The sequence below is a fragment of the Bdellovibrio bacteriovorus HD100 genome (genome assembly GCF_000196175.1).
GTDB lineage: Bacteria > Bdellovibrionota > Bdellovibrionia > Bdellovibrionales > Bdellovibrionaceae > Bdellovibrio > Bdellovibrio bacteriovorus.
Genome location: NC_005363.1, coordinates 1,988,689 through 2,008,442, shown reverse-complemented (window position 1 = coordinate 2,008,442; position 19,754 = coordinate 1,988,689). Strand labels below are relative to the sequence as shown.

The window sequence follows — 19,754 nt, the reverse complement described above, 5'->3', positions numbered from 1 at the left end:
TTACGCTTTCTCGATGATCAGTGCCACCGCTTCGCCGCCACCGATGCACAAAGTGGCAAGGCCGTAGCGTTTGTTGTGAGTGTGCAAAGCGTGAACCAAGGTCGCCAGGATACGCGCGCCAGAAGCGCCGATCGGGTGACCGATAGCCACAGCACCACCGTGGATGTTTACTTTGGAAGCCGGGATTTCAAGCTCTTTCATCGCCACTTGAGTCACAACGGCGAAGGCTTCGTTGATTTCCCAAAGATCCACATCGCCCACTTTCAGGTTGGCTTTGTTCAGAGCGGCTTTGATCGCGCCCACTGGAGCAGTTGTGAAGTATTTTGGCTCGTGAGCGAATGTAGCGTGTGCCACGATTTTCGCCAGAGGTTTGATGCCGCGTTTTTTCGCTTCAGACTCAGACATCAAAACGTGCGCTGCAGCACCGTCGTTGATTTTGGAAGCATTGGCCGCCGTGATGGTGCCGGCTTTGTCGAATGCAGGTTTCAGACCCGGGATTTTGTCGAAGTTCGTGTTGAACGGCTCTTCGTCTTTATCCACGGTCACAGCACCTTTGCGGCCTTCAACCACAACCGGGGCGATTTCGTTTTTGAAAACGTTTTTCGCCCACGCGTCCTGAGCTTTTTTGTAGGAATCAATCGCGAAAGCGTCTTGTTCTTCACGAGTGAAGTTGTGCTCTTTCACGCAGATTTCCGCTGCATTACCCATGTGGAAGTTGTTGTATGGATCCCAAAGGCCGTCTTTGATCATGGAGTCGGTCATTTGCGTTGGACCCATGCGGTAACCGGAGCGGGAGTTTTCAAGCAAGTGTGGAGCCAAAGTCATGTTTTCCTGACCGCCTGCCACTGCAATTTTAGTGTGTCCCAAAGCGATAGAGTCTGCTGCCAGCATCACGGATTTAAGGCCGGAGCCGCACACTTTGTTGATGGTCATGCACGGAGTGGAGTTTTTCAAACCTGCACCCAACGCCGCTTGACGCGCTGGAGCCTGGCCGACACCTGCAGTCAGGACTTCGCCCATGATGCACTCATCGATTTCGTCAGCAGAAACACCTGCGCGAGTGATGGCTTCTTTGATGGCTGCTGCACCCAGTTTTGGTGCAGGAACAGAGGCAAAGCCTCCTTGGAAAGAAGCTACAGGGGTTCTTACGCTGCTCACAATTACGACATTTTCCATTTTTCACCTCAATTAGTCTTGGGGCGCATTCCGCCCGAAGCTTTATAAATACCTTATTGTAAATGCCCGGATACTTTTTTATATTTTAGGAACAGAGTCAATAGCCCCCGGGATGGGGCAGGGGAGTCAACGCATGTCAGCGATTAGTTTCATTCTTGCCCACCTCGTATTTCAGCCAGTGATGGCGGCGACTTTCGACGTGCCAGTCTCTGAGGGGGATCGTCTGGTCCTCAAAGGACTTGAGGCTCAGGTTCAGATGGTGGCGCAGCCGGGTGCCGCGTTGCGGGTTTCCGGAGTGGAGCAGTCCGGCGCCGAAGGCATGTTCATCGTCGAAAAGAAAAATAATATCATCGAAGTGCGCATGAATGAATACAGCGGGAAAAGAACCTGGCTGAACATCTTGCCAAAAGCGAATACACAACTGAAAAAAATCGAAATCACCGGCCCGGCAATGCCTACAGAAGTGCAGTTGCGCGGCGGATCCGTCGTGGCGCAGAAGTGGAATAAAGACCTTAAAGTGAGCCTGACTCAAGGCCGCGTTGCGGCACTTAACGGCGCAGGGACGTTGCAGGTCTACGTGCAAAAAGGCGACGTCTCCGTGTCTGATCATCTGGGCAAGGTGGAGGCGGACTCTTACTCTGGCAGTATGACGTTGAAGAACATCCAGGGGGATGTGGAAGCGTCCCTGTTCTCGGGTCAGATGAACATTGAAAAAGTGCGTGGTTTCCTGACCGTGTCGGCGCAGCAGTCGGCCGCCAAGGTCAACCAAAGCAACGGGACTATTCAGTTTGAAAGCGGCAAAGGCAGTCTGAATATTCAGGGCTTCCAGGGGCGCATCGAAGGTCAGAATCAGGATGCTGCCATCACTATCGGCATGACTCTGGATTCTGAAGTGGATGTGAAGTCCAAGTCCGGCAAAGTCAGCATTCAGACGCCTCCGGGTTCGGGAGCTTCTTTGAATTTGATGACGGTGGAAGGCGAAATTGTTGTTCCTTCGGAACTTCGTGTGACGAAGCTCAGTGCGGAAAAAAGTGTGCGTGGGCGTCTTCGTGGCGACGCACCTAGAGGAAGCATTTTTGTGCGCAGTCAAGATGGCACTATTTCAGTGAAATGAGTTGACAGCTTTTCTCAAATGTCTGACAGATGAAATGATCATCTAAAGCACTACCAGGTAGAACTATGGCAAAAATCGTTAAAAAGAAGCCCGCGGCGAAAGCCGCTGCAAAACCAGCTAAAAAAGCGCCCGCAAAAGCCGCAAAGCCAGCTCCAAAAAAGCCGGCTCCGAAGGCTGTTGTAAAGAAAAAGGCCGATAAAGCCCCTGTTAAGGCGGCTAAAAAGCCTGAGGCGAAGAAAAAGCCGGAAGTAAAACCGGCTAAAGCCCCGGTTAAAGCAGCCAAAGAGACCAAAGAGGTTAAAGAAACCAAGGTCGAAGCGGCCAAAAAAGCCGAGAAAAAGGCAGCCCCGCAACCTGCTCCTGAAAAAGCTGCGCCTAAAAAAGAGGCAAAAGCCCCTAAAAAAGGCAAAGCGAAGAAGGAAAAGGACGAAAGCGAGCTGGAAGACGATTTTATCGCCGATGACGACCTGATGGGTGATGAAATTGGCGAGTACGAGGAAGAACTCAAAGCCGTCGAGGAATCCGAAGAGGAGATCGAGGTTGATGAAGAGTGGGTTGCCGAGGAAAAAGCCAAGTCTGACGAAGAAGTGGTTCTGACGGATGCCGAAGGCCGCCGTTACTGCCGTGCCCGCGATTGCGATCAGATCGCTGCCGTGGATGCTTACTGCCGTTACCACTACCTGATGTTCTGGAAGAAAATCCAAGTTCGTAAGAAGATCCTTCAGGATGGTAAACTTGAGCGTTATGTGGAAGAGCTAACCTCTCGTTATCCGGACAAATTCCTGGAAATGATCCGCCGTGATTTGCGCACCGAAAAAGACTTCCTGGCTGCCATCCAAGAGCTGGAAATCGACGAATCAGCGAGCGACAATGACTTTGAAGAGGATAATAGCGCGTTCATCGAAGAAGTAAGAGGAATGGGCGAAGGATCCGGCTCCGGAGTCGAAGACGACGAGTACTAGTCGGCCGTTGAAAAGGGCCCATCCGACTGCGTTGTCGGCCCCTTTTCTTCTCTCCGACGTGCTTGGAGCACGCCTCCGTTGCGAAAAGGGGCCTCCGCCTTGCGGCTGAACCCTTTTGAACGGCCTTAAAGTTGTTCTTGAATAGAATTTTTAGAAAGACCTGCCTGATGAGGGTGGGTCTTTTTTTTTGTGTGGGGACATAGGCTGGGTGCGTTAGGGGCCTTAGTTTTTTATTGCAAAGAGGAAATCTCGCCGTTACTACTAACCGCGGTTACACAAATATAAGTCGGAGATAGGGTCTGACGTTTCTACCTGCCACCGTAAAGGGCAGTCTATTTGGAGCGAATATATGTTGAAGAGCGCAGTTCTCTTTGTTGTTCTTTTGTTCTCTGTTTCCATGTCCCAGGCTTACGAAGCCTTCCCCAAGGGACCAGATGCTTCCCTGACACCGGGGGCACTTTGCAACCGTCCTTCTGAATACCGTTACCCAGAAAAAATTAAATACTGTGAACGTGATGTGTCTTCTTCCCAGAAGGCTGGCATCTTCCAAAAATACGACCAGATCGGTTACCGAACGCGCTCTATGAAGCGTCAGGCGTTCAAGATCGATCACTACATCCCGCTTTGTGCCGGTGGCAGCAACGATGCTAAAAATCTGTGGCCACAGCATGAATCTGTTTACGAAATCACTGACAAGTTGGAAGCTCTGATCTGTGAAAAAATGGCTGCCGGCCGTTTGCTTCAGAAAGACGCTGTTGAGATCATCATCCAGGCGAAAAATCACCTGAATGAAGTTCCAGAAATCGAAGCTCGCGTTCGCGAGTTGTAAGATCCGAAATAAAATTCTTCTCTCTGTCGAGGGGTGCCCGTGTCTGAATAAGGCACGGGCTTTTTTCGTTTTAAGGGTCGACCGGATGAATGTTGTGGAAACGGTTCGTGATCCGGTCGTAGGTGCCATCCGCACGAATGGTCTGCAGGCCCTTTTCAAAAACCTCGGCATAGTGGGCTCCGTCTTTGTGGGACTTTGAAAAGTTCAGGTAAAGACCGTCTTTTGAAAGGCGACCCACAGGGCGGACTTTCCTGGACAGTTCAGGATGAATTTTTAGCAGATGCTCTCCGGTCAGCCCCCACACAACGGCATAGTCAATCCGTTCACTGGCCAGTTTTTCCAGTTGTGATTTTTCGGTAGGGCTGGGCGAATGCAGAATCTTTTTGTTCTGTAAAAAATCTGTCGGATAAGTGTAGCCATTCGTGGTGCCGACGACTTTGTTTTCCATGTCTTTCAAAGTCACGTTCTGTTTGCCGTCGCGGATGCGACCATAGACCACCATTTCTGCTTCAAACATCGGTGTTTTGTGAAAGATGTATTTATCTTTGGTGTCCTGGTTGATGATGGTGTCAAAGCATCCCAAAGACTTTCCTTTTTCGACTTCATAAATACAGCGGGCAAAGGGGACGGGGCGGGTGATGACAGTGATGCCCTGGCTTTTAAATGCGGCTTTCACTATTTCCGGAGCAAGGCCGATGACGTCTTTATAGTCGGCTGATGCCGATGAGTACGGGGCCCAGTCATCCTCGCCATTGATAACAATGGTTGTGGCAAGGGCGAAACTCCCGGAACAGGTGAGTGTCAGTATTAGAAGTAATTGCAGCATCCTGAGTCCTTCAAACATCTTCTTTCATTATCGCGATTAGCTGCGTGTGTGCTAACTAAAAAAGCCGCAGAATAAAAATTCCGCGGCCAATGTTGTCTATTTGCAGATTGGATTTTGTGGTTCTTTTTCGCAGACAAATTTTTTGAACAGCTCATTTTGCTGCTTCAATGTTTGAACTTCCTCTTTCAGTGAGGCGATTTCTCTGTGGGTGTTTTGTGAGTCCTTGCTCCACATTTCGTAGAATTCTTTCAAGGCATTGAATAGCGGTGCCACCAGATTTCCGTAAGTCACCGACTTGTAGCCATCCGCATCTGTTTTGACAGCCTGCGGGAAGACTGTTTCCACTTCCTGTGCGATCACCCCGATTTGCTGGCTTGGGTCCGGATTTACTCCGGGCTTCCAGTGATAGGTCACACCCTGAATCTGCAGGGCTTTATTCAGAGCATCCGGAATCACTTCGATGTCAGTTTTGAAACGACGGTCCGAACCGTTGGAATAGGTTCCTGCGATCCACATGTTTCCGGAAGAATTCGTGAAGTTCATGCGCTGACCGGCGGTGCTGTCCCAGAAGCGGAACATGCCGGTGCTGGCCTGATAGCCATAACCGAAATACTTGCCGCCATCAGAGCCTTCGTACGGAACATACACATCCAGGTTGGCGCTGGCCGCGGACCTGCGCAAGGTGAATATTCCCTGATCGTGGCTGTAATCCCCCATGGTCAGCAGACCGCTTTGAAAGGCTGTGCCCGAAGCGCCGATAGAGACTTGTCCGTTCTGACCCACAATCATGCGCAGGGTGTTGGTGTTGGGGCTTCCGGGGGTCAGTCCGTTGGATCCATAAAACACAATCCCACTCGGACTGATTGCCAATGCCGAGGCGGTGGTGCTTTCCGCGATCCAGGCTGATCCTGTGTATTTGGTGCCCCCGGAAAGGATCAGTCCCGGAGAGCTGGTTGGGGTCGTCAGGTAACCGGCATAACTGCCATTTGAAATGCGAACACCAGAAGCAGTTGCAGGCCCGGTGACGTTCAGGCGGTGCGAGTCTGCTCCGAATTCACCGATAGAGACATTTCCACTGGAGTGCATGGACATCACATTGCCGGTGCTGCCGCTGACGCCAGAATGGTCGCGCCAGATATTCAAGGTTCTGTTGTTGGCGGATGTGTCTTGTACGATCGCCCAGCGGTTGGTGGTGCTGCCGCCCATGGTGTAACCACTCTGATTGGCATCTGCGCCAAAGGCGCCGACAATTGAATCACCAGTGCCATTAACCTGCAAATTATAACTTGGAGACGTGGTTCCGATGCCGACTTTTCCAGAGCCATCTATGCGCATTTTTTCTGTGCGTGTGGCAGATCCGGTTGTTGTGGTTTCAAAAATCATTTTGCTGCCGCGATTGGTGGTGCTTTGTGTTTCCGAAGCACTGACTTCGATGGCGGCGTTGGTGGTTCCGGTGCCGGATCCATCGTGGGCGCGGAAGTACAGACCACCGATGGTATTTCCGGAATTGACTGCAGTGCCGGATGCGATGGTCCCGCGGGTTCGTGTCAACATCAGTGCGGCTCCGTTATAATCGGCGTCTGAAGCATGGAACAGGCGCTGCTGGAACGCATCTGAAGTTTGGATGTCAAGTCTGTAGGAAGGGGAATTGGAGCCAATGCCGACATAGCCGCCGTTGGTAACACTCAGCTCGTTGTTGGATCCACCTGTACCCAGATCCGTTCGGTTGGTCGCAAAGTCCATGGCCAGAAAGTCATTGGTGCCGGTGCAGGCTGTGTTTGTGCATTTCCCCATGTTAAAGCTGACACCATTCGTATACATGGTTGTCATGTTGCCACCACGATCCAGTAAGAATCGCGCAAAAACGCCAGGGTCTCCCTTTACAATGAATGGATGCTCTGTGCCTGTGTAGGTGGTGCCGACACCACCGGCGACGATGACTCCGTCATCGTAGTACAACTTTGTCCCTGAAACCTGCCATTGTCCCAAAGTGGACGGCAGGGCACTGGCTGGCAGTTTTCCACTGCCATCAAGCAACAGCACCTCGTTGGCGGCGGTTCCGGCCGCTCTTGTGGAGGCTGTGCCAAGGCCTGTGACTTGTGTGTTGGCGATAGAGATGTTCTGACACTCAAATTTATCAGTGATCGAACTCCAGTTCAAAGTCTGAGCTGCTGTACAGCCGGCGGCATTGAAGGCGCTTCCGCCAGTCAGGTTTTGCAGTTCACTCAGTTTCACAAAACCCGGAGTCCATTTGCTGGTGCCGTTGTCCCATTTCAAATAGGCATTGGCCGTCGGAGCCGTCGAAGCAATTTCATATCCCTGAATCTTTGCCACGGTCGGATTGGGATAAGTGCTGCCAAGGTCTCCGCCAGCGTTGCCGGTGGGCGCAGATCCCGTGGCGGAAATTGAAATGCTGCCGTTGCCATTGGTGATCGAGATTCCAGACCCGGCTGTCAAAGTGGCTTTGCTCAAAGTGTTTCCAGTCGAGTTACCAATCAACAACTCACCATTGATGAAACTGGTCTGGCCCGTTCCGCCCTTATTGACCGGTATGGTCGGAAGATCACTTGAGGTGATGGTGATTCCATAACCTGACACCGTCGTCGGTTTACCAGTTGTGATTTTGCTCCAGTCCAGAGCTGGGATATCAGCAGCGGCGATGGGTCCGTTGACTTCTGTCGCCGGCGCCCATTTGGCTCCGTCGTATTTGAGCACCTGGCCCGATGTTGGGGCTGTGGCATCGACACTGACGCCTTTGATTTTATCCACACTCACAGCGCCGATGGAGCCGCTGATATCACCGGCCACCGACACATTGATGGCCTGACATAGAAATTTTCCGGCAACGGAGCTCCAGTAAGCAGTTTCGTAGGCCGCACAGTTGGCGCTGCCCACAGCGGTGTTGAAGGAGGCGGTGGTCAGGAGTCCACTTAAGGTGCTTGTCAGATTTGTCACATCACCGATGGCGATTGCAGCGCTGGCCCACTCGGTGCCGGAAAACTTCATGAAATACCCTGAGGTCGGGGCAGAGTTGGAAACAGCCACGCCCTGAATTTTTGCTACAGAAGGATTTGGGTAAGTGCCACTCAGGTCGCCACCAGCATTTCCTGTAGGAATGCGGGCATCACTGAAGCGGGCGTCGTTACCAGCGGCCACGGTGTTGGCGGTGGTGCCAACGTTCACGGTCAGCTGCGGTGTGGAGTCGCCAGTGGCGACAGTCAGATAGTTGTTGGCCGAGGTGACCTCCGTCACGGTACCGCCAGCCGCGCCAGTCACTGGTGCACAAGTGAAGCTGGTGCCATCAAAGGTCAGGAAGTTGTTTGCGGGACAGGCGGTGACGGTGTTTTTCAAGACAAAATCCGAGGACTGATAAGAGCCCAGCTTTTGCGCTGACAGGGAATAGGCGGCATAGGGTACAGAGCGGATTTCGTTGTCCGGGGAAATTGTCTTCCAGCCAGAACCGTCATGGAATCTGACGCGCAGGCGGCGCTGGTCGTTTGCCGCTGGATTGTACGTGGCACCACCATCACAGGAAAGGCTGCCGGTGTTTTTAAATGAATCAAGCAGACTGAAGGTGCCTGCGGTCGGATGGCTCTGTGATCCCGTGCCGATGGGTACATCGAACACTCCGCCAGAGTTGGTCAGATCAATGTGATCGACTTGCTCGCGATAGATGATGCACTGGCCATTGGGATTGGTGATTTCAAATTGAAAACTGACGTTACTGTGCTCCAGTGGGGTGCCGTCAGCCTTCAAAATCCGTCCCTGATAGGTGAGAGAGTTTGGTGTTGCTGATGCTGAAATAGCGAGCAACAAAGAGGCTGTTAAAACACCAACAATCAACGTACCGTATTTGCGAGTTTTCATACTCAACTTATCGGTAAGAACTCGCCTTTTAAGGACATCTGTTTGATTTATCTGGAAAAATTTTAATGAAGGGGGCGTCTCAAAGTGAGACCAAATCCCCCAGACGGAAGAGAAAAGCTAGTGAAGCTGCTTTTTCCCTTTGCCACCGAACATCTTTGGCCCTTTATCCTCGGAGTCTTCCTCGGATTCATCGGAAACTTCGTCCTCGGAATAGTCCTCGTCATCGCGAGGAGGTGACAGTTCTTCACTCTGTTCCGCGCGGCTCAAGGCGTCTTCATCCGCTTCTTCGTCAGTGTCGTGAAGCATGTCATCTTCACTCAACCCCAGAAGTTTGTTGGCTTCCGCCTCCAGATTGGAATTTTCGGTAGAGAATTTCAGATAGACTTTTTTGCCCTGGAACGGAACTTCCTTCCAGGTGTACGGGAAGTCCACTTCACCTTCGTTTTCCAGGAACTCCAGCATCATGCTGGCCGCGGCATCCACGCAGTTATGAATGCGGGAAACAGCGTCTTGTTGCTCTTGGGAATAGCTCATGGAAACTTCGAAATTGGCTTGGGCCAGGCGGCCCTCTTCCAGATAACCAACGCGCAGCACAATTTCTTCCTGATAGATGCGGCCTTCAATGATCAACTGTGCGTTGTCCAGATACTGGGCGAAATTTTCTTTAAAAACAGCCTGAATCTGATCTGAGTATTCTTTGGGAAAGGATGTCCATTTTTTTGAACTTTTCAGTCTTGGGATCATGACGAAGGCCTCCATCAGGTTCGGGCTTTTTTTGACATTCTTAAGACGGTCCTCTATAACTCACTTTCCCTAATGACACAAGAGGTAAGAGCTCGTGGATGACATCACCCAAAATCTTGAAAGTGTTGAGAAAAATCCCGATATCGGGATGGGTCGTGGCGTCTATATTTCAACCTATGGTTGTCAGATGAATGTGAACGACACCGAGCGAATGTATGCTTTGCTTGAGATGCAGAACTTTGTGCCGGTGACGGATCCTAAAAAGGCTTCGCTGATTATTATCAATTCCTGCAGTGTGCGTGAAAAACCTGTTCACAAGGTTTATTCCGAAGTTGGCACCTACAAATACATGAAACGCAAAAACCCTGAACTGAAAATCGGCGTTGGGGGCTGCGTGGGTCAGCAGGAAAAAGAAAATCTGATGAAGACCCAGCCAATGATCGACTTTGTTTTCGGCACGGATCAGATCGACAGTCTGCCGCAGCTGGTGGCGAAGTCTTTTGCCGGGGAACGCAGGCTGGTGAACTCCCGCTTTGAACACCGTTCGCCTTATCACATTGAAACTTTGGTGCGCAATCCTGGTGTGGCCACTTATGTGAACATCACCAAGGGCTGCGACAATTTCTGTACATTCTGTGTGGTGCCTTACACACGCGGGCGTGAAAAATCGCGCCCGGTTCAGCACATCCTGACCGACATCCGACATCTGGTAAAACGCGGCGTGAAAGAAGTCACTTTGCTGGGACAGAATGTAAACTCTTACCAGGGTGACGAAGGCATCGACTTTGCTGATCTGCTGGCGAAGGTCGCCAAAGAAACCGACGTTGAGCGCATCCGCTACACGACTTCACACCCCAAGGACTTTAATCAGAAGCTGGTCGATGTGATGGCCGAACACTCCAACAAGATCATGGAATACATCCATCTGCCGTTTCAGGCGGGCAGCACCAAGGTGCTGGAGCGCATGAACCGCAACTATACGCGCGAAGAGTATCTGGAGCGCATTGCGATGATTCAAAAGGGGCTGCCGAATGTCTGCTTTTCAACGGACATCATCGTTGGCTTCCCAGGTGAGACTGAAGAGGACTTCCAGGACACATTGAACATGGTGACTGAAGTCGGCTTTGAAACCATCTTTGCGTTCAGCTATTCACCGCGTCCGTTCACCAAGGCGGCAAAGTTTGAAGATCAGCTGCCGGAAGATGTGAAGAATGAGCGTTTGAATCGTCTGTTTGATGTGCATGAGGCCATGGCCTTTGAGCGCGTAAAGCGCTACGAAGGCACCACCATGAAGGTCCTGGTTGAAAACGTGGACCGGGATCACGGAAAAATGCAAGGCAGAAGCACTGGTAACAAGCTGGTGCACTTCCTGGGAACCGCGGATTTGATCGGTAAAACGGTCGATGTGAAAATCACCAAGGCGTTCCCGGCAGTGTTTAGAGGGGAAATGATTTAATCATGAAAGACATCCAGAATTTCAACTCACTTAAAGCACAAATCGTGTTTTCAAATGAATCCCGGGAAGAGGAAACCTTCCATCAAAAAGAACTGGTGCAACTGTTCCCTTATGGGCTGTCGGTGACCACCGATGCGACGCGCCCGTTTTTGCTTTTGAAGGACGAGGCTCATCAGTACACTTTGCCTGTGGCCGTCAGTGCCATTGATGCGGGGGTGGCGCTGTCTCAAAGTAACAAAATGATTCTGGAGTCGTCACCGCACAAGTTCACCGCGCTGATGCTGGATTCTTTGGGCATCGAAATAAAACAGGCGGTTTTTGTCGAAATCAAAGGCGCCCATCAGTATCTGCGACTTTACATCAGCGGTCATCCGCAGACCAACTCGTTGAAGTTGCGCGCCGATGAGGCGATGTCCCTGTGTCTGTATCTGGGAGTGCCTCTGTTTGCGACGAAGAGCTTTATTGGACGTTCCCGTGTGATGAATGCTGAAGTCGAGGGCGGCGCACAAAATTTCCAGAATTTCGGTCTCATGGATAAAGGCTCTGGATATTTGAACTAGTTTTTGTAACTATGAGGCATGCATCATCTGCCTCATTTGATTACGGATCTTGGTTTTATTCTTATGATCGCAGCGCTTTCCACGCTGCTTTTCAAAAAACTTGGTCAGCCTCAGGTGCTGGGGTATCTGATTGCAGGTTTTTTAGTCAGTCCGCACGTCCCATTTTTACCCACTGTCACTGACAAGGTCAGCATTCAGGTCTGGTCTGAGATCGGTGTGATCTTTCTGCTTTTCAGTCTGGGTTTGGAATTCAGTTTCAAAAAGCTTTTTAAAGTTGGCGGGTCGGCAAGTTTTACCGCGGTCTTTGAAGTCGTATTCATGGTGGCTCTCGGATATCTGGTGGGGCACTTGCTGGGCTGGAACAATATCGACAGTTTGTTCTTTGGCGGGATTCTTTCTGTTTCCTCCACCACGATCATTGTGCGGGCCTTCCAGGAACTGGGGATGAAGGGTAAAAAGTTCGTTGAACTTGTTTTCGGAATCCTGGTGGTTGAGGACATCGTCGCCATTTTGCTTTTGGTTCTGCTGACGGCGATCGCCAGCTCAGACACGTTCTCAACCGCAGAGCTGGCATTTTCGGGCCTTCGTTTGTTGTTCTTTATTGCCCTTTGGTTTGTTGTCGGGATTTTCCTGATTCCGATTTTTCTGCGCAAGATCCGCAGTCTTCTGGAAGACGAGACCCTGCTGCTGGTGTCCATCGGTTTGTGTTTTATGATGGTCATGATCGCAGCGGGTGTGGGGTTTTCCCCGGCCCTGGGGGCTTTCGTGATGGGATCTTTGCTGGCTGAGACCCCGGAGGGTCACCAGATGGAGCATGTGCTTCAGCCGGTGAAAAATCTTTTTGCCGCGATCTTCTTTGTCTCTGTGGGGATGATGATTGATCCGAAGGTCATTATTGAACGCTGGGACCTGGTGATTCTGGTGACCCTGGTGACTATCGTTGGAAAGTTTGTGAGCACCTTCCTGGGGGCGGTTTTGTCGGGGCAGGGCCGCAAGCAGGCCTTCCAGTCGGGGATGAGTCTCGCGCAAATCGGAGAGTTTTCGTTCATCATCGCGGCCCTGGGGGTCAGTCTGAAAGTCACCAGTGACTTCCTGTATCCGCTGGCTATTGCGGTGTCTGCTGTGACGACCTTTACAACTCCATACCTGATAAAAGTGGCGGACCCTTTTTATCGTTGGGTCGAGGCAAGGCTTCCAGAGGGTGTGAAGCGCAATCTAGATCAGTACCATGCGTCCTTTAGTCAGGCCGGGGAACAGAAAGCCGGAACTCTTATAATGAAAACTTACGGGATGAAAATCCTGTTGAACACTGTGATGGTGATCGCCATTATGGCGGCTTTCAAAGCGGTTGTGAATCTGGAGATTCAAAAGTATCTGCAGGAAAGTCCATGGGCTGGTGGAATTTCCATGTTTATCTGTCTGCTGATCTCAGCGCCCTTTATCTGGGGGATCGTGATGAGTGGTCCGTCCTTGCGTGCCCAGCGCGAACTTGAAGAGCTGCAAAAACTGCGCGGACTTCAGGCGGGACTTTTTGTCGGACGCCTGGCGCTGGCAGTGATTTTGTTGGGGGTTTTGGTCAGTCAGTTTGCGACTTTGAAAGTCGCTTCCGGTGTGATTGTGGCTGTTATTGGGGTTGCGGCTTTGGCTGGTCAGTTGTGGGTTCAGCGGCTGTATCAGTTTATAGAAAAGAATTTCCAGAAAAACCTTACAGAAAAAGAGCGCAAAGAACTGGTCAGCAGTTCTGTCGCAAAAAACTTCCTGCCATGGGAAACCACGCTGGGGAACTACGACATTGCGGCGGAATCGTCGCTGGTGGGCCGGACTTTGCGGGATCTGTCGTTCAAGGAAAACTATGGGGTCACGGTGGCGGCGGTCTTCCGGGGTGCCAAACGCTATTTTGCCCCGGATGGGGAGTTCGTATTGTGGCCTCATGACAAACTGATTTGTTTCGGAAGTGAAGAAGAACTGCAAAGTTTCCATACCTTCCTGGAAGGAGAAAAGGCCGCGCAGGTGCTTGAGCCGGAGATGACCACTCGCCAGGATGATTATCGTCTTTCCTCTTTTGTTGTGTTGGATGATTCAAAGTTCAAAGATAAAACGATCCGTGAAAGCGGTATCCGTGAATCCTATCATGGCATGGTCGTGGGAATCGAGCGTGGACCGCAGCGTATTTTGGGTCCGCGGGCCAGTTTCACTTTGCGGGAGAACGACCTTGTCTGGGTTGTTTCTGATAAAAAGCAAAGTCAGGTGACAGTTTAATCGCACTGCTTTACCTCTTCGTTGGCTAAAGCTAGCATGAACACTCGGGAGGGTGTTTATGCCAACACTGGGTCTTGTGCTTTCCGGGGGTGGCGCCCGCGGGGCCTATCAAGCCGGTGTGCTTGCGGCGATCGCCCATATTTGCTCCCGTCAAAGGCTGGACGATCCTTTTCAAGTGTATTCCGGAGTCAGTGCTGGTGCCATCAATGTGGCTCTGCTGGCCGGGAATCCATCGTCGTTTATTGAAAGCAGCAACAATCTGGTGAATCTGTGGTCGAAGATCGACAGTGACAATGTTTTTTATGCGGATTTGATGGCGCTATCCCGGGGTGGACTGCAATGGATGACGGAGTTTTCCCTTGGGGGGAGCAAAAAGGATTCAGGACTTCGTTCGCTATTGTCCACGCACCCGCTGCATAACTTTATCCTGGGTAAATGTCAGTTCGGTGAGATTCAGAAAAAAATCAACAGTGGGGTTTTGCGGGCGGTTTCGGTGTCAGCGCTTGATTATGACTCGGTTTCAACTGTCAGTTTTTTTCAAGGTCTTCCCGAGTTGAAAACCTGGGAGCGGGGTATGCATCGCAGTGAAAAGGTGGAGCTGTCGGTTGAACATATCATGGCTTCTTCCGCGATCCCCATGTTGTTTCCACCGGTAAAAATTCAGGACCGCTACTATGGTGACGGCTGCATCCGCAATCAGTCACCTTGTGGCCCGGCGATTTATCTGGGAGCCAGTCGATTGCTGGCCATTGGAGTTCGTCGCAGGCAGGACACGTTCTACAGTTATCATCACGCCAGTGGCGGAGAAATGCCCACCGTGGCCCGGGTAGCGAATGTGCTGATGAACGCGGTGATGATGGATGGGCTGGAAGCAGACATTCAGCGCATTCAGCAGATCAATGAAGGATTGCGGGGACTTTCCAGCGAGGAGCGCCGTCGCTCGAGCTGGCATGAGCTGGAGGCGTTGTGGATTTCCCCGTCGGTCGATTTTTCCGAATTGGCGAAAAAGAAGGGCAATGAGCTTCCCCGCATCATCCGTTATCTGTTACGGGGGCCAGGGTCGTTGGATGAATCAGCAGAGATGCTCAGTTACCTGATGTTCACGCCCACTTATTGTCGTCAGTTGATTGATATCGGTTTTTCAGATGGGATGAAAGAAAAGGAAAAAATTGCCGATTTTTTTGCGCGCGCCAACGAAGAGGTTGATTCTTTAGGGGCGAAACTTTAGCTTAGTGCAGAGGTGTTCTATGAGCAACAGGTTAGTGAATGCACGCGGCATGTCTCCGGTGATTGGTGAAAAAGTATTTGTGGCGGACAACGCCCGCATTATCAGCAATGTGGAAATTGGCGACGGCTCATCAATCTGGTACAATGTTGTGATTCGCGGTGACGTGATGCCGATTCGAATTGGCAAAGAGGTCAATGTTCAGGATGGTTCCGTCATTCATGGAACCTATGAAAAATGGGGAACAACGCTCCATGACCGCGTGACTATTGGGCATTTGGTGATGCTGCATGGCTGTGAGATTGGTCGCGGCACTCTGGTCGGTATGGGTTCTATTATCATGGATGGCTGCAAAGTCGGCGAGCATTGTTTGATTGGTGCAGGAACCCTGATCACTGAAGGAACTGAAATTCCACCACGCAGTCTGGTTGTTGGGCGCCCGGGCAAGGTCAAGCGGGCGCTGACGGATGAAGAGGTGGCATTGCTTGAAAAGTCCGCTGACAACTATCTTCTCTACAAGACCTGGTACTAAATAATCGCCCTTGTTTTGCTTGAACTCAAAGGGATTTCCGCTCAGAATAACAAAAACCTGCCTCTAGGAGCTTTGTTATGGATCGTGAAGTCCCTTACGCACTGACGTTTGACGATATTCTTCTTCTTCCCCAATACTCTGAAATCACTCCCACGGATGTTGTACCTCGTTCTGTATTTGCCCGTGGTAAATATCTGAACACGCCGATCATTTCCGCGGCGATGGACACGGTGACTGAAAACCGCGTTGCGCGGGTCATGGCTCAACATGGTGGTTTGGGGATCATTCATAAAAATATGGATATCGACAAACAGGCCCTGGAAGTTGAAAAGGTAAAAAAATATGAAAGCGGCATGATCATGGATCCCATCACTCTGGGGCCGGATCATCTGGTGGAAGAAGCTGTGGCCCTGATGGAAAAATATTCCATCAGCGGTGTTCCAGTCACAGTCAATGGTGAGCTGGTCGGAATTCTGACCAATCGCGATCTGCGCTTTGAGGAAAACTTCAATCAGCCGATTCGCAATCTGATGACCAAAGAAAATCTGGTCACTGCGAAAATGGGCACAACTTTGGATGAAGCAAAAAAGATTCTGCAAAAACACCGCATTGAAAAGCTGCCGGTGGTGGATTCCAAAGGCAAACTAAAAGGTCTGATCACGATCAAGGATATTGAAAAGGCTAAAAATTATCCTCAAGCCACCAAGGACGAACATGGTCGTCTGTTTGTCGGGGCTGCGGTGGGCGTGGGGCCTGATTCCCGTGACCGCGTGGAGGCGTTGGTGGCGGCGGATGTCGACGTTCTTTGTGTCGACACAGCCCATGGTCACTCTAAAAACGTGATCGAAATGGTAAAGTATATTTCCCAGAAACATAAAGATGTGATTGTTGTGGCTGGAAACGTCGTGACGGCTGATGGCACGCAAGCCTTGCTGGACGCCGGTGCTGAAGTTGTCAAAGTTGGTGTGGGACCTGGAAGTATTTGCACCACGCGTGTGGTGGCCGGTGTCGGGATGCCGCAGATTTCTGCGGTGATGGAATGTGCGAAGGTTGCGCGTTCCCGCGGTAAAACAATTATTGCTGACGGCGGTATCAAATTCTCTGGCGACATCACCAAGGCGCTGGCTTTGGGTGCAAATTCCGTGATGATCGGAAACCTGCTGGCGGGGGCTGAAGAATCACCGGGCGAAACAATCTTGTTCCAGGGTCGTACATACAAAGTCTATCGCGGGATGGGCAGTCTGGGGGCGATGTCCAAAGGTTCCAAAGACCGTTATGGCCAAATGGACGTCGAAGAAAATGACAAGCTTGTTCCAGAGGGCATCGAAGGCAAGGTCGCTTACAAAGGATCTGCTTCCGGAGTCATTCATCAATTGATCGGTGGCTTGAAATCCGGAATGGGTTATGTCGGCGCCCGCAATATAGATGAGCTGCAGAGCAAGGCGAAGTTCGTGCAGATTTCTGCCATGGGTCTTCGTGAATCCCACGTGCATGATGTCAGCATCACCAAAGAAGCACCTAACTATCGAATTGAGTCATAATTATGCGTGGTTTTGTCATTCTTGATTTTGGTTCCCAGTTCACACAATTGATTGCCCGTCGTCTGCGCGAGATGGGTTTTTATTCAGAAATTCATTCCTTCGAATATCCCACGGAAGAAATCCGTAAGAAAAATCCTTACGGCATCATCTTAAGCGGCGGTCCGAATTCAGTTTATGAAGCCGGTTCACCGCAAAGAAATGTGGCTGAACTTCGTAACATAAGTCCTGTGATGGGCGTTTGTTATGGAATGCAGCTTTTGACTCACCAGTTAGGCGGCAAGGTGACTCGCGCTGAACACCGTGAGTATGGTCTGAATTATGTAACATGGTCCAGTCCGGTCCAGGGTGTTCCTGAAAGACAAAAAGTTTGGATGAGTCACGGCGACGTGGTTGAAAAAGCCCCCGAGGGTTTTAAAATCATCGCAAATTCCGACGGCCATCATCCCGCAGCCATGCAGGGTCCCGGCGTTTTGGCGGTGCAGTTCCATCCCGAGGTGGCGCACACCGATCACGGAATGGATCTGTTGAAATATTTCGCGCAAGGCATGTGTAAAGCTCCGGCGGACTGGGATGCTCCTCACATCAAGGATATTTTGATCAAGGAAGCGCAAGACAAAGTCGGACCTACGGATCATGTTCTGGTGGGTTTAAGTGGCGGCGTTGATTCCACGGTGGTGGCGACTCTGCTGACCAAGGCTTTGGGTGCTGAGCGTGTTCACTGCGTGTTTGTTGATAACGGTCTTTTGCGTAAAAACGAGTACGAAGCAGTGCTTGAGTCTTATCATCGCATTGGGCTGAATGTGCGCGGTGTGGATGCTTCTGAAGAGTTTCTTTCAGCCCTTCAAGGAAAGTCTGATCCTGAAGACAAGCGTAAAACCATCGGACGTGTGTTTATTGAAGTCTTTGATAAAAGCTATGATCACAAACTTCCGATCAAATGGCTGGCGCAAGGAACACTTTATCCGGATGTGATTGAAAGTGTGTCGTCAGTGGGCGGCAGTGTGACCATCAAGTCGCACCACAATGTGGGTGGTCTGCCGGAAAAAATGAAATTGGGTCTGGTGGAGCCAGTTCGCGAATTGTTCAAAGATGAAGTGCGCGCTCTGGGGGCACAGCTTGGACTTCCAAAAGAAATGCTGTGGCGTCATCCGTTCCCGGGGCCGGGCTTGGCAATTCGTGTGTTGGGTGAAGTGACGAAAGAAAAACTGCAAATTCTTAAAGAAGCAGATGATGTTTATATTTCAGAACTTCGCCGCCGCGGCCTTTACGAAAAAATCTGGCAGGCGTTCTGTGTTTTGCTTCCGGTAAAAACCGTGGGCGTGCAGGGGGACTCCAGAACTTACGATCACGTTCTGGCCTTGCGTGCAGTCACCTCCAGTGACGGCATGACCGCAGACTGGTATCCTTTCGAATTCCAGTTCCTGCGTGAGGTCTCCAATCTGATCACTAACAAAGTCAAAGGCGTCAACCGCGTCGTCTACGACGTCACCAGCAAACCCCCCGGCACCATCGAGTGGGAATAACCAAAAGGTACCTGCTTACTTTTTCCGAAGCGCTGTGCTAGATGCGCTGCTTCGGAAAAAGTAAGCAGGTACCTTTTTTGTTTGTCATGATTTTTGTGTAACTCCTGATTGGGGATTGGTTTTGTTAGCCTTCTTTGGATGAAAACAAAACACATCCATAAAATTTCCAAGGGTATTACTTTACTTATTGTTCTTTCCTGTATGGCGGCGCTCGCGGCGGCGGGGCAGATTCTTTATGAAAGCTCGGGCATCTCCAGTTTTAAATTGAAGCAGGCCGAAGACGGCAGTCGTGTGATTCAGCGCACTTCTCAAGACTATCAGACTTATCGCTCTTATTCGGAAGTGGATGGGGATCAGCTGTATCTGATTGGCAGCGCAAAAAACACCGAGGAATATTTGAATGCGGAAGGTATTTCCGGAAGCATTTCCTGGAGTGTTCGTAAAGGCGAGCGTCTGGAGCGGGTTTTGTGGGGTAAAACAGAAGCGGCCACCGAGTTGAATGTGCATGATAGTTATCCTGTGCTGGTTTCAGGCTTGGGAGGTTGTTGTGCCGAGATGACGGGGTATAGGTTGTTCAATCTTGAAGATGGACGCCTGCTGATGTCCTTCAATGATTTCAAGTATCGCCAGAAAGTGACTCAGCCCTTTTCTTTGGAGGTTCCTAACTCGGATCTGGCCATTCGTTACTTCGGTTTGCTTTCTCAAGACAGCACCCGCGATCGTGACTTTGTGGCGCCAGCTCCTGGGAAAAGTGCGGTTTTGTTGATCAAGTACGCCAACGAAATGCTTCGTCAAAAGTTGCAGGTGGACATGGAAGTGGCTGATGGGTATGCGGCCAGTGTTTTGGATGTAAAACTTGAAAAAGACCCGGCAGCTCCGAACAGTGATAAAATCGAATTCCGCGACGATCAGGCGACACTTTGGAATATCGATGGGGCGACCCATCCGGCGCAGGTTTCTGGAGTTATTCTCACAGTCACGATTGATGCAGGTCTGGGCTCAAAAACCATCAAAATTCCCGTTAAAAACGACAGATTGGATCTGGGGTCTGCTCAAATTCCGGGCGGAGTTTCCATTCAACCTTTGGTGCAACTTGGGGTCTTTTAACGCGCCGAGAGAAGTGTGACCTAAACACCCCCT

The 19,754-nt window shown here is 50.8% G+C and carries 15 protein-coding genes and 1 riboswitch; of the genes, 11 read left to right on the top strand and 4 right to left on the bottom strand.

What is annotated here, in order from left to right; translation table 11 throughout:
* The gene (locus BD_RS09565; RefSeq protein WP_011164540.1) at positions 1-1,176 is read right to left on the bottom strand and encodes a thiolase family protein; all 1,176 of its coding nucleotides are present in this window, start codon (positions 1,174-1,176) and stop codon (positions 1-3) included.
* A gap of 133 nt (positions 1,177-1,309) precedes the next feature.
* Between BD_RS09565 and BD_RS09560 the strand changes: the two genes are divergently transcribed.
* The 3 genes from BD_RS09560 to BD_RS09550 all read left to right on the top strand — a co-directional run bounded on the left by BD_RS09560 (position 1,310) and on the right by BD_RS09550 (position 4,081).
* Positions 1,310-2,290, top strand: coding sequence for a DUF4097 domain-containing protein (locus BD_RS09560; RefSeq protein WP_226988144.1), 981 nt, complete (start codon positions 1,310-1,312; stop codon positions 2,288-2,290).
* Between the two features lie 65 nt (positions 2,291-2,355).
* Positions 2,356-3,252, top strand: coding sequence for a hypothetical protein (locus tag BD_RS09555; RefSeq protein WP_011164538.1), 897 nt, complete (start codon positions 2,356-2,358; stop codon positions 3,250-3,252).
* 257 nt (positions 3,253-3,509) lie between these two features.
* Positions 3,510-3,607: riboswitch (purine riboswitch) on the top strand.
* The gene (locus tag BD_RS09550) at positions 3,602-4,081 is read left to right on the top strand and encodes a hypothetical protein (RefSeq protein WP_011164537.1); all 480 of its coding nucleotides are present in this window, start codon (positions 3,602-3,604) and stop codon (positions 4,079-4,081) included. (Overlaps the previous riboswitch by 6 nt.)
* A 70-nt stretch (positions 4,082-4,151) precedes the next feature.
* On the opposite strand, the gene BD_RS09545 is transcribed toward BD_RS09550, so the two are convergent.
* The 3 genes from BD_RS09545 to BD_RS09535 all read right to left on the bottom strand — a co-directional run bounded on the left by BD_RS09545 (position 4,152) and on the right by BD_RS09535 (position 9,518).
* Complete coding sequence (locus BD_RS09545) at positions 4,152-4,907, bottom strand: substrate-binding periplasmic protein (protein WP_041583545.1); 756 nt, start codon at positions 4,905-4,907, stop codon at positions 4,152-4,154.
* Positions 4,908-5,003: 96 nt separating this feature from the next.
* Positions 5,004-8,774: a tail fiber domain-containing protein gene (locus BD_RS09540; protein ID WP_041583544.1), complete on the bottom strand. Its 3,771-nt coding sequence runs from the start codon at positions 8,772-8,774 to the stop codon at positions 5,004-5,006.
* Between the two features lie 117 nt (positions 8,775-8,891).
* A complete protein-coding gene (locus BD_RS09535; RefSeq protein ID WP_011164534.1) occupies positions 8,892-9,518 on the bottom strand; it encodes a hypothetical protein in 627 nt (208 codons plus the stop codon).
* Positions 9,519-9,612: 94 nt separating this feature from the next.
* On the opposite strand from BD_RS09535, the gene miaB reads away from it, so the two are divergent.
* From miaB to BD_RS09495, 8 genes are all read left to right on the top strand, one after another.
* The gene (gene miaB, locus BD_RS09530; protein WP_011164533.1) at positions 9,613-10,974 is read left to right on the top strand and encodes a tRNA (N6-isopentenyl adenosine(37)-C2)-methylthiotransferase MiaB; all 1,362 of its coding nucleotides are present in this window, start codon (positions 9,613-9,615) and stop codon (positions 10,972-10,974) included.
* Positions 10,975-10,976: 2 nt separating this feature from the next.
* On the top strand, positions 10,977-11,534 hold the full coding sequence (locus BD_RS09525; RefSeq protein WP_011164532.1) for a bifunctional nuclease family protein: 558 nt from the start codon (positions 10,977-10,979) through the stop codon (positions 11,532-11,534).
* Between the two features lie 18 nt (positions 11,535-11,552).
* Complete coding sequence (locus BD_RS09520; protein WP_011164531.1) at positions 11,553-13,793, top strand: cation:proton antiporter; 2,241 nt, start codon at positions 11,553-11,555, stop codon at positions 13,791-13,793.
* 58 nt (positions 13,794-13,851) lie between these two features.
* Complete coding sequence (locus BD_RS09515) at positions 13,852-15,021, top strand: patatin-like phospholipase family protein (RefSeq protein ID WP_041583543.1); 1,170 nt, start codon at positions 13,852-13,854, stop codon at positions 15,019-15,021.
* A 19-nt stretch (positions 15,022-15,040) separates the two neighbouring features.
* Positions 15,041-15,550 (top strand): gamma carbonic anhydrase family protein, encoded by a 510-nt coding sequence (locus tag BD_RS09510; RefSeq protein WP_011164529.1) that lies wholly within the window; start codon positions 15,041-15,043, stop codon positions 15,548-15,550.
* A gap of 77 nt (positions 15,551-15,627) precedes the next feature.
* On the top strand, positions 15,628-17,091 hold the full coding sequence (gene guaB, locus BD_RS09505) for an IMP dehydrogenase (protein WP_011164528.1): 1,464 nt from the start codon (positions 15,628-15,630) through the stop codon (positions 17,089-17,091).
* Between the two features lie 2 nt (positions 17,092-17,093).
* Positions 17,094-18,614: a glutamine-hydrolyzing GMP synthase gene (gene guaA, locus BD_RS09500; protein WP_011164527.1), complete on the top strand. Its 1,521-nt coding sequence runs from the start codon at positions 17,094-17,096 to the stop codon at positions 18,612-18,614.
* A 138-nt stretch (positions 18,615-18,752) separates the two neighbouring features.
* Positions 18,753-19,721 (top strand): hypothetical protein, encoded by a 969-nt coding sequence (locus BD_RS09495; protein ID WP_041583542.1) that lies wholly within the window; start codon positions 18,753-18,755, stop codon positions 19,719-19,721.
* The last annotated feature ends 33 nt before the right edge of the window (positions 19,722-19,754 follow it).

Excerpts from the sequence above, each read along its gene's own strand:
- BD_RS09565 (WP_011164540.1), bottom strand. The coding sequence starts at position 1,176 with ATGGAAAATGTCGTAATTGTGAGCAGCGTAAGAACCCCTGTAGCTTCT.
- BD_RS09560 (WP_226988144.1), top strand. The coding sequence starts at position 1,310 with ATGTCAGCGATTAGTTTCATTCTTGCCCACCTCGTATTTCAGCCAGTG.
- BD_RS09555 (WP_011164538.1), top strand. The coding sequence starts at position 2,356 with ATGGCAAAAATCGTTAAAAAGAAGCCCGCGGCGAAAGCCGCTGCAAAA.
- BD_RS09550 (WP_011164537.1), top strand. The coding sequence starts at position 3,602 with ATGTTGAAGAGCGCAGTTCTCTTTGTTGTTCTTTTGTTCTCTGTTTCC.
- BD_RS09545 (WP_041583545.1), bottom strand. The coding sequence starts at position 4,907 with ATGCTGCAATTACTTCTAATACTGACACTCACCTGTTCCGGGAGTTTC.
- BD_RS09540 (WP_041583544.1), bottom strand. The coding sequence starts at position 8,774 with ATGAAAACTCGCAAATACGGTACGTTGATTGTTGGTGTTTTAACAGCC.
- BD_RS09535 (WP_011164534.1), bottom strand. The coding sequence starts at position 9,518 with ATGATCCCAAGACTGAAAAGTTCAAAAAAATGGACATCCTTTCCCAAA.
- BD_RS09525 (WP_011164532.1), top strand. The coding sequence starts at position 10,977 with ATGAAAGACATCCAGAATTTCAACTCACTTAAAGCACAAATCGTGTTT.
- BD_RS09520 (WP_011164531.1), top strand. The coding sequence starts at position 11,553 with ATGCATCATCTGCCTCATTTGATTACGGATCTTGGTTTTATTCTTATG.
- BD_RS09515 (WP_041583543.1), top strand. The coding sequence starts at position 13,852 with ATGCCAACACTGGGTCTTGTGCTTTCCGGGGGTGGCGCCCGCGGGGCC.
- BD_RS09510 (WP_011164529.1), top strand. The coding sequence starts at position 15,041 with ATGAGCAACAGGTTAGTGAATGCACGCGGCATGTCTCCGGTGATTGGT.
- guaB (WP_011164528.1), top strand. The coding sequence starts at position 15,628 with ATGGATCGTGAAGTCCCTTACGCACTGACGTTTGACGATATTCTTCTT.
- guaA (WP_011164527.1), top strand. The coding sequence starts at position 17,094 with ATGCGTGGTTTTGTCATTCTTGATTTTGGTTCCCAGTTCACACAATTG.
- BD_RS09495 (WP_041583542.1), top strand. The coding sequence starts at position 18,753 with ATGAAAACAAAACACATCCATAAAATTTCCAAGGGTATTACTTTACTT.